Raw genomic sequence first — 13,170 nt, 5'->3', positions numbered from 1 at the left:
CGCGCGAACGTGCGCCGGCAGGCAAGTCCGGTACACCGCACGCCAAGACCGGAACCGCGCGCACGCCGAATACTCGGTGTCATGACCCACAGCCCACACCCGCTCGACCCGTTCACGGCGGACGAGATCGTCCAGGTCAGGGACGTCCTCGTGGCCGCCGGGAAGGTCGGTGACACCACCCGGTTCCCCAGCGTGCTGCCCGTCGAGCCCGCCAAGGCGGCGGTGCGCGCCCACCGGCCGGGCGACCCGGTGACCCGGCGGGCGCGGGCCGTGCTGCTGGACACCGCGACGGGTGTCGCGGCGGAGGCCGTGGTGAACGCGACCGACGGCGTGCTGGAGTCCTACCGCGAGCTGGAGCCGGCCAAGGACGGCCAGCCGGCGATCCTGTTCGAGGAGTACGACCGCAGCGCGGAGCTGGTGCGGGCGGACCCGCGGTGGCAGGCGGCGATGCGCCGGCGGGGCATCGAGGACTGGTCGCTCGCGTTCGTCGCGCCGCTGTCGCCGGGCTTCTTCGACGAGCCGCTGCTGCGCGACCGGCGGGTGCTGCGGGCGCTGACGTTCCTGCGCGACCACGTGGACGACAGCCCGTGGGCGCACCCCGTGGAAGGTCTGCTCTGCGAGGTGGACCTGATCGCGAACGAAGTGCTGGCGGTGACCGACGAGGGCGACGTCCCCACGCCGGCCGAGCACGGCAACTACACCGGCGAGACACCCCGGACCACGCTGAAGCCGATCTCCATCACCCAGCCCGAGGGCGTCAGCTTCACCGTCGACGGCAGCGAGGTCACCTGGGAGGGCTGGACGTTCCGCATCGGCTTCAACGCCCGCGAGGGCCTGACGCTGCACCGGATCGGGTTCGGCGACGTCCCCGTGCTGCACCGGGCGTCGGTGGCCGAGATGGTCGTGCCGTACGGCGACCCGGCCCCGTGGCGGAACTGGATCAGCTACTTCGACGCGGGCGAGTACCTGCTGGGCAAGAACGCCAACTCGCTGCGGCTGGGCTGCGACTGCCTGGGCGTGATCCACTACTTCGACGCCGTGCTCGCCGACGACCACGGGCAGCCGGTCGCCATCCCCCAGGCGATCTGCATGCACGAAGAGGACTACGGCGTGCAGTGGAAGCACACCAACATCCTCACCGGTGCGTCGGACGTGCGGCGGTCGCGGCGGCTCGTGGTGTCGTCGTTCAGCACGATCGGCAACTACGACTACGGGTTCTTCTGGTACTTCTACCTCGACGGCACGATCGAGCTGGAGGCCAAGGCGACCGGCGTGGTGTTCTGCGGCGCGGGCGGGGACAACCCGTACGGCGCGGAGGTCGCGCCCGGCCTGATGGCCCCGGTGCACCAGCACCTGTTCTGCGCCCGGCTGGACACCGAGATCGCCGGCGAGGCGAACACCGTGGAGGAAGTCGACTTCGTCGGCGTCCCGACCGGCCCGGACAACCCGCGCGGCAACGCGTTCACCACCACGACGACCGTGCTGGACCGCGAGTCGACGGCCGCGCGCCTGGCGGACCCGCTGCGCGGCCGGACGTGGGTCGTGAGCAGCTCGGACAGCGTGAACCGGCTCGGCAAGCCGCGTGCCTACCAGCTCGTGCCGAAGCCCGGCCCGACGCTGCTGGCCCAGCCGGAGGCGACGGTCGCGGCGCGCGCCGGGTTCGCCACGAAGCACCTGTGGGTGACCCGGTTCCACGAGGACGAGCGGTACCCGGCGGGCGAGTACCCGGACCAGCACCCCGGCGGCGCGGGGCTGCCCGCGTGGACCGCGCAGGACCGTCCACTGATCGACACCGACGTGGTGCTGTGGCACGTTTTCGGGCCCACCCACCTGCCCCGACCGGAGGACTGGCCGGTGATGCCGGTCGACTACAGCGGATTCATGTTCAAACCGCTCGGATTCCACGACCGCAATCCCACGCTCGACCTGCCGGATTTCTCGGCCTGCCGGCACTGCCCGCCCGGCGAATGCCACTGCGCGCACTGATTCGACCAATGAACGACCGGTGAACCGGTCCCTGTAGCGCCCGATGCCCCGCGCCGGCATCGGGCGCTTCGCTCTGCCCAACGCCCGGTGAACCGGTCCGGTAGCGCTATCCGCGATGGCCGCGTCGGTGTGTCGCGGCTCGTGCTCGGCCGATCACGCTTTTGGATCGGTCGAGCACGACCCGCGATGCGCCGACTGCCAGGCGGCCGAGCCGCGCGACGGAGTCGCGCCATTGTTACGGTGCATATGCACGCGCATCACCAACAGGTGACGCGGACGTTACCAAATCGTGCACAACGCCGACTCGCGTCGAATGCGCCGGCCGTTCCCCACGCATTGAGTTCAAGATCGGCTCTGACCGGCCTGAAAGCGCCCGCCGGCCCGTTCGAGGGGTCGCCCTCCGGAACACTCCTCACCTTTCTGAGCAGGCACTTCCGTATTTCTACGGACCGCCGAACCACCGTCGCGGTACCACTCTGACCCAACCACCCCGGAAGTATCGACAGGACGGTGGATTCGGGTGAGTGTGCTGTCCATTGAGGACGTGTCGGTCGACAGGTCCGGTCTGACCATCGTGCGCGGCGTGTCGCTCCAGGTCGACCGCGGCTCGGTGACCGTGCTGCTCGGCGCCAACGGCGCGGGCAAGACGACCCTGCTGGAGGGTGTCTCCGGGGCCATCCCGGTCGCCTCCGGCCGGATACGCCTCGGCAGCCGGCGGATCGAGCGGCTGCGGGCCTGGCGGCGGGCGCGGGCCGGGCTCGCGCACGTCGAGCAGAACCGCACGGTGTTCCGGGAGATGTCCACGCTGGACAACCTGCGCGCCGCGTGCCGGCACGACGACACCCCGGACCGGGTGTTCGAGCTGTTCCCCGAGCTGCGCAAGCAGATCGACGTGCCCGCCGGGCTGCTGTCCGGCGGCGAGCAGCAGATGCTCGTGGTCGGGCGCGCCCTGCTCGGCAGGCCGAAGGTGCTGCTCATCGACGAGATGTCGCTCGGCCTCGCGCCGATCGTGGTGGGGCGGCTGGCCGCCGCCGTGCGCGAACTCGCCAACTCCGGCGTGGGCGTGCTGCTGGTCGAGCAGTTCGCCGCCCTCGCCCTCCGCATCGCCGACCGGGCCTACGTCATGGCCCGCGGCGAGATCGTGTTCGCCGGCGACGGGCACGCGCTGAGCGCCGACGAGCACCTGCTGCGGGCGCTCTACCTGGGCGACACGCCCTCCGAGAGCGGAGTCTGAAGTGGACCTCGTGTTGCGCAAGCCGCACCCGATGGTGCTCGGCCTCATCCTCGCCGCCGTGGTGGCCGCGTCCGTCGCCGGGTTCGCCAACAACAACTTCACCTTCATCCTCACCGGCGCGGCCGTCAGCACGGTGTTCATGCAGAGCTACGGCCTGATCACCGGCCGGGCCGGGGTGATCTCGCTGTGCCAGCTCAGCTTCGCCGCGATCGGCGCGTGGGTGGTCGGCTGGGCGAACACCTCGGACCTGCCCGGCGGGTTCGCGCTGTGGCTGGTCCTGGGCGGCTTGGCCGCCACCGTGGCCGGCGTGCTGATCGGCCTGCCCGCGCTGCGCCTGCGCGGGGTGAGCCTGGCGGTCGCCACGTTCGCCTTCGCCACCGCGCTCGACGTGGTGTTCACCGGAATCCCCTACCCCGGCCAGGACGACTACGACTTCGTCCAGCGGCCGGCGGGCTTCACCACCGACAGCGCGTACTTCGTGTTCACCGTCATCGTGGTCACGGTGATCTTCATCGGGCTGTGGTTCCTGGACCGCACGCGGACCGGCGCCGCGCTGGTCGAGATCCGCCACTCCGAGCGGGCCGCCGCCGCGCACGGCATCAGCGTCGCCAAGGGCAAGCTGACCGCGTTCGCGCTCAGCGCGTTCGTGGCGGGGGTCGGCGGTGGTCTGATGGCGGGCCAACTGGGCATCGTCACGGCGGGCAACTTCGCGGCTTTCGCGTCCGTGTCGTTCTTCGCGATCGCCCTGTTCGTGGGCACCCACAACATCGAGGGCGCGATCGCGGGCGGCCTGATGGGCGCGCTGTTCCCGACGCTCCTGGACAGCCTCGGCGTCCCGCAGGACCTCGCCGCCCTGTTCTTCGGCATCGGCGCGGTGCAGGTGCTGCGCCTGGGAGCCAGCCAGACCGACCTGATCCGGGCGCAACACCGCCGGAAGAAGGTGGCGAGGATGGGCTCGCTGCCCATACCGCACGCCAACCCCAGGCCGCTGGTGCCGATCAGGCTACGCGCCCCGCGGGAGATGGCCGACGCCACGCCCGCGCTGGAGGTGCGCGACCTGACGGTGCGGTTCGGGGCGCTGACCGCCAACGACGCCGTCTCGCTGGTGGTGCCCAAGGGCTGCGTGATCGGCCTGGTCGGCCCGAACGGGGCGGGCAAGTCGACGCTGATCAACACGGTCACCGGGTTCACCGACCGCTACTCCGGCCGGGTGCTGCTCAACGGCGAGCCGGTGGACGGCCTCCCGGCGCACCGCCGCGCCCGGCTGGGCCTGCGCCGCAGCTTCCAGCAGCTCCGGGTGCCCGAGCAGCTCACCGTAGGCATGTTCCTCCAGGTCGCGGCGGGCAAGTCGCTGTCCGCGGAGGAGATCGACGAGCAGTTGGCGCTGTTCGAGTGCCCGGCCGCCGACGTGCCGATCCAGACCGTGGACGTCGCCACCCGCCGCCTGCTGGAGGTCGCGGGCCTGGCCGCCGGCCGGCCGCCGGTGCTGCTGCTGGACGAGCCCGCCGCGGGGCACTCCAGCGCGGAGACCGAGCTGCTGCAACGCCGGCTGTCGGAGATCCCCGAGCGCTTCGACACCGCCGTGCTGCTGGTCGAGCACGACATCGAGCTGGTCCGGTCCACCTGTGACTCCGTCGTCGTCCTGGACTTCGGCCGGGTCATCGCCACCGGGCCCCCCGACGAGGTGTTGGCCGATCCCGCGGTCATCGCCGCCTACCTGGGTTCCGCAGCCCACTGAAACACCCATCCCCCGAAGGGAAACACCTGATGAGAAAGCACCTCAAGGCGGGAGCCGTGTTCGCCACGGCCGCGCTCACGGCCTCCGTGTTGGCGGGCTGTGGCGGCGGTGGCGACGGCGACACCATCAAGATCGGTGCCGTCGCCGGGTTGACCGGCCAGTTCATCACCGCCGAGGTGGCCAAGACCGCCCAACGCGTGTTCGACGACGCGAACGACAAGGGCGGGATCAACGGCAAGAAGATCGAGTACATCGTCAAGGACGACGCGGGCAACCCGCAGCGCACCGCCCAGGTGGCCCGTGAGCTGGCGGACGCGGGCGTGGTCGCGATGGCCGGCTCCGCCAGCTTCACCGACTGCGACGTCAACGACGGCTTCTACCGGCAGCAGAAGATCAGCTCGGTGATGGCGGTCGCGGCCACCCCGAAGTGCTTCCAGAGCCCCAACATCGCGCCGGTGAACGTCGGCCCGTTCACGCTGATGACCGCCGTGCTGCTGCACGCGACGCAGAAGCTGGGCGACAAGAACGTCTGCAACTTCACCGTGGTGCTGCCCGGCTCCGAGGACGCGGTCAAGGTGGCGCTGGAGCGCTGGGAGAACCTCAGCGGCCAGCGGCTGAAGATCAACGACCTGACCGTGCCGCAGAGCGGCGACCTCACGCCGTACCTGCTCCGGGCCAAGGAGGCGGGCTGCGACGCCATCCTGTTCAACCCGGCCGAGTCGCTGGTCGTGCCGTGGCTCCAGGCCGCGAAGACGCAGAACATGGACGACGTCGACTTCCTGCTGCTGGCCCCGGCCTACACCGACAGCGTGGCGAAGGCCGTCGGCGGGCTCGGGCTGAGCGTGTACGCGGGCAGCGAGTTCGAGCCGTTCACCTCCGACAGCCTGGCCAACAAGGGCTGGCGGGACACCGTGACGCGCGCCGACGCGCAGCCCACCGCGTTCTCCCAGGGCGGCTACCTCGCGGCCAAGTTCACCGTCGAGGTGCTCAAGTCCATCAAGGGCGAGGTCAACCGCGACACGGTCAACGCCGCGCTGCGGGACATGACGCCCATCGAGGACCCGATGCTGGGCAGCCCGTGGGAGTTCGGCCCCGGCGAGAGCCACGCGCCGAACCAGGGCTCCAAGATCGTCCGTCTCACCGGCCTGCGCTGGGTCGTCGTGGACGACACGTTCATCACCGTGCCCAACTCCTGACCCGGAGGCTGCTGTGCTGCAACTGTCCGCGGCCATCGCGGGACTCGCCACCGGCGGGGCGTACGCCCTGATGGGCTTGTCCACCCTGCTCACCTACCGGCTCGTCGCGGTGGTCAACTTCGCGCAGGCCGCGGTGGGCGCCTTCGGGGCGTTCGCCATGGTCGTGCTGCACGAAGAGGGCCTGCCGCTGCTTCTGGCCGTGCCGTTCGGCCTGGCCGGGGCCGCCCTGCTGCACATGGGGCTGGGCGTGGTGATGGTGCGCTGGTTCTCCGAGGCGAGCGAGGGTGTCAAGGCCGCGGTGACCATCGCGACCTACACCGGGCTCGTCGCCGTGGGGCTGCGGCTGTTCGGCGCACAGCACCCGCACCGGTTCCCCAATCCGTTCGACGGACCGGCGGCGACGGTGGGCGGCGTCGTGGTGACCTGGGCCGCGGTGGTCACCATGATCCTCGCGGTGCTGTTCGCCGTGCTGCCCACCGTGCTGCTCCGGCGCACCCGCTTCGGCCTGCTGCTGCGGGCGCTGTCCGAGCGGCCGACCACCGCCGAGCTGATCGGCGTGCGGGTGCCCCGGCTGTCCATGGCGGTCTGGGGCGTGGCCGGCGCGGCCAGCGCCCTGGCCATCATGATCGTCGCGCCGCAGCTCGCCAGCGATTTCGCCTCGCAGGCCCTGCTGATCACCCCGGCGCTCGCCGCCGCCCTCGTCGGCGGGTTCCGGAGCTTCGCCTGGACGTTCGTCGGCGGCGTGGCCCTGGGCGTGCTCCAGGGCGTCGCCAGCACCGTCGTGGCGCTCCAGCAGTACCGCGGTGTCCTGCCGTTCCTGGTGATCCTCGTCGTCCTGCTGTGGACGCGTCGCCGGGACCGGTGGGACTCCGTCGCCTGATCGATCCGAAGGGGGATTCCCATGCTCAGGACACACCGCGGCGCGGGCGTCGTGCCGCTGCCGAACGCGCGCGGCGGGTGCGTCGCCGTGCGGTTCGCGGACGAGAACAGCCGGGAGGCGTAGATGCACCCCACCGCGACCCGCGCGGCGGTGCTGCGCGAGTTCAACGCCCCGCTCGACGTCACCGAGGTGCCGCTGCCGCGGGAGCTGCCGCCCGGCTCGGCGATCGTGCGGATCACCAGCACCACGCTGTGCGGCACGGACGCGCACCTGTGGCGCGGCCTGCTGCCGTTCACCCGGCTGCCGATCATCCTCGGCCACGAGATGACGGGCGAGGTCGTGGCGCTGGGCGCGAGTTCCGGCCGCGACGCGTTCGGCAAGCCGGTCGAGATCGGCAGCCGGTTGGTGTGGTCGGAGTCCGTGTGCGGGCACTGCCAGGGCTGCACGGTGCTGCGCGAGCCGGTGCTGTGCGAGCACCGCGGCTACGGGTTCAGCCAGCGCGCCGACCGCTGGCCGTTCGCCATCGGCGGGCTCTCGGAGTACGTCTACCTGCCGCCCGGCGCGCACCGGATCGTGCTGTCCAAGGACATGCCGGACAACTGGGCGGCGGCGGCAAGCTGCGCGGTCAAGACGGTGGTGCGGGCGTTCGCCAACGCGGGCGGCGTCCAGCCGGGCTCGACGGTGGCCGTGCAGGGCGCCGGGCCGCTGGGCCTGGTCGCCACCGCGATGGCGCGGGCCGCGGGCGCGGGCCAGGTGATCACGCTGGGCGGTCCCGCGAACCGGCTCGCGCTGGCCGCCAAGTACGGCGCGGACAGCACCATCGACGTGACCGAGGTGACCGACCCGGACGAGCGGGTCGCGCAGGTCGAGGAGCTGACCGGCGCGCACGGCGCGGACCTGGTGCTCGACTTCGCGGGCGCGCCGACGGCCAACCGCGAGGGTGTCCTGATGTGCGGCCGGCGCGGCACGCACGTCGTGGTCGGCCTGGCCGGTCCGCAGGCCGCGCCGGTGCCGATGGACGTCGTGATGAGCCGCGAGATCACCGTCGTCGGCTCGCTCAACGGCGACGTGGGCGACCTGGCGCGGGCCTTGCGCTTCCTGACGGCGTTCGCCCACCGCTTCGAGTGGGACGCCATGTTCTCCCCGCCCGTCGGGCTGGCGGGCGCGGAACAGGCGATCAGAGACATGGCGTCGATGGCCGCGGTCAAGGCCGTCGTCGACCCCGGACTGGACTAGGAGGTCCCGCAATGACCGACCCCACTCCGCTGGTCGCCGTCGCGACCGGATTCATGGCCGCCAAACAACTCTTCGCCGCGAGCGAGCTGGGCGTGTTCGCCGCGCTCGGCCTCGGTCCCGCGACCGCCCTCGAACTGGCCGAGCGCGCGGAGCTGCCGGAGCGCTCCGCGCGCATCCTCGCCGACGCGATGGTGGGCCTGGGCCTGCTGGAGCACACCGACGGCCGGTACTCGAACACGCCGGTCTCCGAGGCGTACCTCGCCGGGCGCGGGGGGCTCGACCTGCGGCCCTTTCTGGCCTTCTGGGACGCCCTGAGCTACCCGCACTGGCAGCACTACACGGCGTCCATGCGCTCCGCGCGGCCCGGCCCGTTCGAGCTGGACGAGACCCGCATGGGCGTGTTCATGAACGGCGTGCAGACCTACAACTCGCTGCACGCCGTGATGCTCGCCGAGCACTACGACTTCGCGCCGCACCGGCACGTGCTGGACCTGGGCGGGCTGTCCACGGCGTTCCTCGGCGAGGCCGCCAAGCGCAACCCGGAGCTGACCGGCGCGTTCGTCGGCACGGCCGAGTTCGTGGGCATGGTCCGCGGCTCGCTCGACCCCGCGCTGGCCGACCGGATCACCCTCCACGAGGCCGACCCGCTGACCGACGCCGTGCCCGGCCACTACGACGCGGTGCTGCTGGAGCACGTCGTCCACCGGTTCGACGCCGACCAGAACCGGACGATCCTGCGGGCCGCGCGAGGGGTGGTCGACGCCGGCGCCCGCCTGCTGGTGCTGGACTTCCTGCTGGACCCGGGCGACGGCCGCCGGCTCGACCCGGTGCTCGCGGGCGAGTACCTGGTGATCGACGGCACCGTGGTCTACCCCGAGGACGAGGTGCACGACTGGCTCGCGGACACCGGCTGGAAGGTCCTGGAGACCCGTCCGCTGCCGGGCAGCCCGCGCGTCGTGATCGCGGAGGCCGTGTGATGGTGGCGCTGGTCACCGGTGGGGCGGGCGGCATCGGCGGTGCGATCGCGACGGCGCTGGCCGGGCGCGGCCACCGGGTCGCGGTGGCGGACGTGGACTCGGTGGGGCTGGCCCGTCGAGCCGAGGAGTTCGGCGGCCTGGCCGTGGAGATGGACGTGCGCGACCCCGAGTCGGTGCGCACGGGGGTCGCGAAGACGGTGGCCGAGTTAGGCCCGATCGACGTGTTGGTGCACGCGGCCGGCGTGGTCGGCGGCGCGGGTCCGCTGCTGTCGCTGCCCGTCGAGTCGATGGACGCGGTGCTCGCGGTGAACGTGCGCGGCACGTTCCTGGTCACCCAGGCGGTCGCCGAGGCGATGGTCGCGGCCAAGCGCGGCGGCTCGATCGTGCACATCAGCTCGGCGGGCTCGTTCCAGCCGACGGTCGGGCTCGGCCACTACGAGGCGACCAAGGCGGCGATGAACGCGCTGACCCGGTCGGCGGCGCTGGAGCTCGCGCCGTACGGCATCCGGGTCAACGCGGTCGCGCCCGGTCCGGTGGAGACCCCGCTGACGGCGGCGGCGATGGCCGACCCGGCGGCCCGCGCGCCGTGGCTGGAGCGCATCCCGCTGGGCCGCCTCGCCAACACCGACGACCTCGTGCCGACCGTGCTGCTGTTGGCGTCCCTGGAGGCCAGGCACATCACGGGTACCGTGCTGCCGATCGACGGCGGCCAACTGCTGAGGGGCTGACATGGCACCCGTCGACCACACCCGGGCCCCCGTCGTGGGGTACACCGACCGCCTGAGCGCGCGGCCGGGCGAGCGGATCACCGTGCACGCCAGCGCGTCCACCCCGGACGCGCGGGTGCGGGTGCTGCACATCGACCACGACGGCACCGCGCCCGTGCGCACCCCCGTGGACATCGCCCTGCCGGACCGGGTTTCCGTGCCGCACCAGGACTTCGACCACGGCTCGTACGGCCTGGTGCCGCGCCCGCCGGTGCTCGGCGAGGCGGTGTCGTTCGCGGTGTGGGTGTGGCCGACGGCGTTCCCCGGTTCGAGGGCCGGCCTGATGAGCCAGGGCGACGTCGCCGACGGCCCGTACGCCGAACTGGTGCTGCGGTCCGACGGCACGCCCGAGTTCGCGGTGCGCGCGGAGGGCGGCGTCGTGCGGGTGGAGGGCCCGGCGCTGCGGCTGCGGCGCTGGTACCTGGTGGTCGGCGGGTACGACGAGGACGGCGCGCGGCTGGAGGTCCGGCCGCGCGACCGCCTCGCCGGCGAGGCGGACACCGTGGCCACCGCTCCCCCGGCGGGCCCGCTGCTGGCCGGCTCCGCGCCGATGCTGTTCGCCGCCCGGCGGGTGAACGGGCTGCTGGGCGGGCACTTCGACGGCAAGCTCGACGGGCCGACGGTGTTCGTCGAGCGGCGCACGGACCTGGACTGGCTGGTCGCCGACACGCGGTCGTCGTGGCACCGGGGCGCGCGGGCGCACTGGGAGCTGTCCCAGGACATCGGCGGCGACACGATGCTGGAACTGGTCGACGGGCGGCACGGCACGCTGCACAACCAGCCGCTGCGCGGCGTGACCGGGCACGACTGGACCGGCGACGTGCTGGACTGGCGGTACGCGGACCGGGGCTACTCGGCGGTGCACTTCCACTCCGACGACCTGGCCGACTGCGGCTGGGCCCCGGTGCTGGACGTCAAGCTGCCCGAGGACCTGCCGTCCGGCTGCTACGCCGTGGAGCTGGCGACATCGGAGGGCGTGGACCGGCTGCCGTTCTTCGTGCGGCCCCGCACGCCGCAGGCGAAGCTCGCGTTCCTGGTGCCGACGCTGAGCTACCTCGCGTACGCGCTGGACCACGTGGACCAGCCGTCCGCGCCGGAGGACCGGGCGGAGGTCGCCGCGCCGTTCGCGCGGGACAACCTGCTGCACAGCCTGTACGACCGGCACACCGACGGCAGCGGCGTGGCCACGGCGTCGTTGCGCCGCCCGCTGCTGGGCATGCGCGACGACCACGTGTTCCGGTACACCCGGTCGCCGCACCAGTACAGCGAGGACCTGCACCTGGTGGGCTGGCTGCGACGGCAGGGCTTCGTGTTCGACGTGCTCACCGACCACGACCTGCACGCCGACGGCTGGCCCGCGCTGGAGGAGTACGACGCCGTCGTCACCGGCAGCCACCCCGAGTACTGGACCGGGGCGATGCTCGACGGGATGACCGGGTACCTGCACGGCGGCGGGAAGGTCGGCTACCTCGGCGGCAACGGCGCGTACTGGGTCACCGCGATCCACCCGGCCAAGCCGCACCTCGCCGAGCTGCGGCGCGGCTACGTGGGCGTGCGGACGTGGGAGTCGCCGCCGGGCGAGCTGCACCTGGCGGCCACCGGCGAGCCGGGCGGCCTGTGGCAGGAGCGCAACCGCGCGCCGCACCGGCTGTTCGGCATCGGCACCGCGGCGGCCGGGTTGGCGACCGGCGGCGCGTACGAACTCGTCGGAGCGCACCCGGTGCTGGCCGGGCTCCCGCGGTCGAAGCCGTTGGGCGCCTTCGGCGCGGTGCTCGGCGGCGCGGCCTCGTTCGAGACCGACTGCGTCGACGCCCTGCTGGGCAGCCCACCGGACACCCTGCTGCTGGGCCGGGCGATGCTCGGCGACAGCTACGTCTCCGGCGACACCGGACCGGCGATCCCGCACCCGTGCGGCGACCCGGTGGACCGCCGGCGCGCCGACCTCACCCTGCTGGAGACCCCCGGTGGGGGCGCGGTGTTCGCGACCGGCTCGATCGGCTGGTGCGGCGCGCTGTCCCACGACAAGGACGACAACGACGTCTCCCGGCTGACCGCCGCCGTGCTGCGGTGGTTCGGCGCGGGACCGGACACGGAGGACATCCCCGATGCCGCTGCACCCTGAAGCCAAGGCGGTGATCGACGCCAGCGAAGCCCAAGGCGGCCTGTCGCCGGTCAGCGACGACATCACACCCGCGAAGATGCGCGCCGCGTTCGCCGATTCGTGGCAGCCCTCGCCGAACCCTGAGCCGGTCGACTCGGTCGTCGACCGCGCCATCCCCGGCCCGGCGGGCGACATCCCGGTGCGGATCTACACGCCGCACGGCGACGGCCCGTTCCCCGCGCTGGTGTGGTACCACGGCGGTGGCTGGGTGATCGGGTCACTGGACGAGAACGACGCCACCTGCCGGGTGCTGTGCAACGCGGTGGGCATGGTCGTGGTCTCGGTCGACTACCGGCTGGCGCCCGAGCACCGCTACCCGGCCGCCGCCGAGGACGCCTACGCCGCGCTGAACTGGGTGGCCTCGCACGGCGCGCAGATCGGCGCGGACGGCCGGATCGCGGTCGGCGGGGAGAGCGCGGGCGGCAACCTGGCCGCCGTGGTGTCCCTGATGGCCCGCGACCACGACGGCCCGCCGATCTCGTTGCAGCTCCTGGCGGCTCCGGTGACCGCGCCGCCCAGCGACCGTCCGTCCTATGTGGACTACGGCAAGGGGCACTTCCTGAGCCGGGAGAGCATGGAGTGGTTCTTCCAGCAGTACCCGCGCGACCCGGACGACCTGAACGACCCGTACCTCGCCCCGCTGGCCGCGTCCCACCTCGGCGGACTGCCCGCCGCGCTGGTGATGACCGCCGAGTTCGACCCGCTGCGCGACGAGGGCGAGGAGTACGCGCACCGGCTGCTGGACGCCGGGGTGCCGGTGACCCTGGTCCGCTACGAAGGCCAGATCCACGGCTTCTTCGCGCTGCTGGCCGACCAGCTCAGCATCTCCGCCGCCGCACACGCCCGTGCCGCCGCCGCACTGCGCGCCGCGTTCTCCCAGGAGATCGTCCGCTGACCGTCCGGGCAGCCTGCCGTGGCGGCCCCGTCAGGTGACTGAAAGTCATTCCGACTATCACCCGAATCGGAGGTTTATTCGCAGCGCAGCCTGACGTGTG

The 13,170-nt window shown here is 72.6% G+C and carries 10 protein-coding genes; all 10 read left to right on the top strand.

Translation table 11 applies throughout. The features are described 5' to 3' along the window. The first annotated feature begins 81 nt into the window (after positions 1–81). The 10 genes from ACQPZF_RS19450 to ACQPZF_RS19405 all read left to right on the top strand — a co-directional run bounded on the left by ACQPZF_RS19450 (position 82) and on the right by ACQPZF_RS19405 (position 13,070). Entirely contained in the window at positions 82–1,986 is a 1,905-nt protein-coding gene (locus tag ACQPZF_RS19450; RefSeq protein ID WP_433273585.1) for a primary-amine oxidase, read from the top strand. 520 nt (positions 1,987–2,506) lie between these two features. Further along, the gene (locus tag ACQPZF_RS19445) at positions 2,507–3,220 is read left to right on the top strand and encodes an ABC transporter ATP-binding protein (RefSeq protein WP_433273583.1); all 714 of its coding nucleotides are present in this window, start codon (positions 2,507–2,509) and stop codon (positions 3,218–3,220) included. 1 nt (position 3,221) lies between these two features. Then, positions 3,222–4,958, top strand: coding sequence for a branched-chain amino acid ABC transporter ATP-binding protein/permease (locus ACQPZF_RS19440; protein ID WP_433273581.1), 1,737 nt, complete (start codon positions 3,222–3,224; stop codon positions 4,956–4,958). 29 nt (positions 4,959–4,987) lie between these two features. Next, complete coding sequence (locus tag ACQPZF_RS19435) at positions 4,988–6,154, top strand: ABC transporter substrate-binding protein (RefSeq protein ID WP_433273579.1); 1,167 nt, start codon at positions 4,988–4,990, stop codon at positions 6,152–6,154. 13 nt (positions 6,155–6,167) lie between these two features. Next, entirely contained in the window at positions 6,168–7,034 is an 867-nt protein-coding gene (locus ACQPZF_RS19430) for a branched-chain amino acid ABC transporter permease (RefSeq protein ID WP_433273577.1), read from the top strand. 123 nt (positions 7,035–7,157) lie between these two features. Continuing rightward, positions 7,158–8,270: a zinc-binding dehydrogenase gene (locus ACQPZF_RS19425; RefSeq protein ID WP_433273575.1), complete on the top strand. Its 1,113-nt coding sequence runs from the start codon at positions 7,158–7,160 to the stop codon at positions 8,268–8,270. 11 nt (positions 8,271–8,281) lie between these two features. Then, positions 8,282–9,247, top strand: a complete 966-nt coding sequence (locus ACQPZF_RS19420) for a methyltransferase (RefSeq protein ID WP_433273574.1) — start codon at positions 8,282–8,284, stop codon at positions 9,245–9,247. Continuing rightward, positions 9,247–9,975, top strand: a complete 729-nt coding sequence (locus tag ACQPZF_RS19415; RefSeq protein ID WP_433273572.1) for an SDR family NAD(P)-dependent oxidoreductase — start codon at positions 9,247–9,249, stop codon at positions 9,973–9,975. Before ACQPZF_RS19420 ends, ACQPZF_RS19415 begins: the two co-directional genes overlap by 1 nt. Before the next feature lies 1 nt (position 9,976). Next, a complete protein-coding gene (locus ACQPZF_RS19410) occupies positions 9,977–12,136 on the top strand; it encodes a N,N-dimethylformamidase beta subunit family domain-containing protein (RefSeq protein ID WP_433273570.1) in 2,160 nt (719 codons plus the stop codon). Further along, positions 12,120–13,070, top strand: coding sequence for an alpha/beta hydrolase (locus tag ACQPZF_RS19405; protein ID WP_433273569.1), 951 nt, complete (start codon positions 12,120–12,122; stop codon positions 13,068–13,070). Before ACQPZF_RS19410 ends, ACQPZF_RS19405 begins: the two co-directional genes overlap by 17 nt. Positions 13,071–13,170 lie beyond the last annotated feature (100 nt).

The organism is Actinosynnema sp. CS-041913, from assembly GCF_050942485.1.
GTDB lineage: Bacteria > Actinomycetota > Actinomycetes > Mycobacteriales > Pseudonocardiaceae > Actinosynnema.
The sequence above is the reverse complement of the archived record's forward strand: the minus strand, read 5'-3'. Positions and strand labels throughout refer to the sequence as shown.

Bases quoted from the DNA above. Each gene is read 5' to 3' on its own strand.
- ACQPZF_RS19450 (WP_433273585.1), top strand. From the start codon at position 82: ATGACCCACAGCCCACACCCGCTCGACCCGTTCACGGCGGACGAGATC.
- ACQPZF_RS19435 (WP_433273579.1), top strand. From the start codon at position 4,988: ATGAGAAAGCACCTCAAGGCGGGAGCCGTGTTCGCCACGGCCGCGCTC.
- ACQPZF_RS19425 (WP_433273575.1), top strand. From the start codon at position 7,158: ATGCACCCCACCGCGACCCGCGCGGCGGTGCTGCGCGAGTTCAACGCC.
- ACQPZF_RS19420 (WP_433273574.1), top strand. From the start codon at position 8,282: ATGACCGACCCCACTCCGCTGGTCGCCGTCGCGACCGGATTCATGGCC.
- ACQPZF_RS19415 (WP_433273572.1), top strand. From the start codon at position 9,247: ATGGTGGCGCTGGTCACCGGTGGGGCGGGCGGCATCGGCGGTGCGATC.
- ACQPZF_RS19410 (WP_433273570.1), top strand. From the start codon at position 9,977: ATGGCACCCGTCGACCACACCCGGGCCCCCGTCGTGGGGTACACCGAC.
- ACQPZF_RS19405 (WP_433273569.1), top strand. From the start codon at position 12,120: ATGCCGCTGCACCCTGAAGCCAAGGCGGTGATCGACGCCAGCGAAGCC.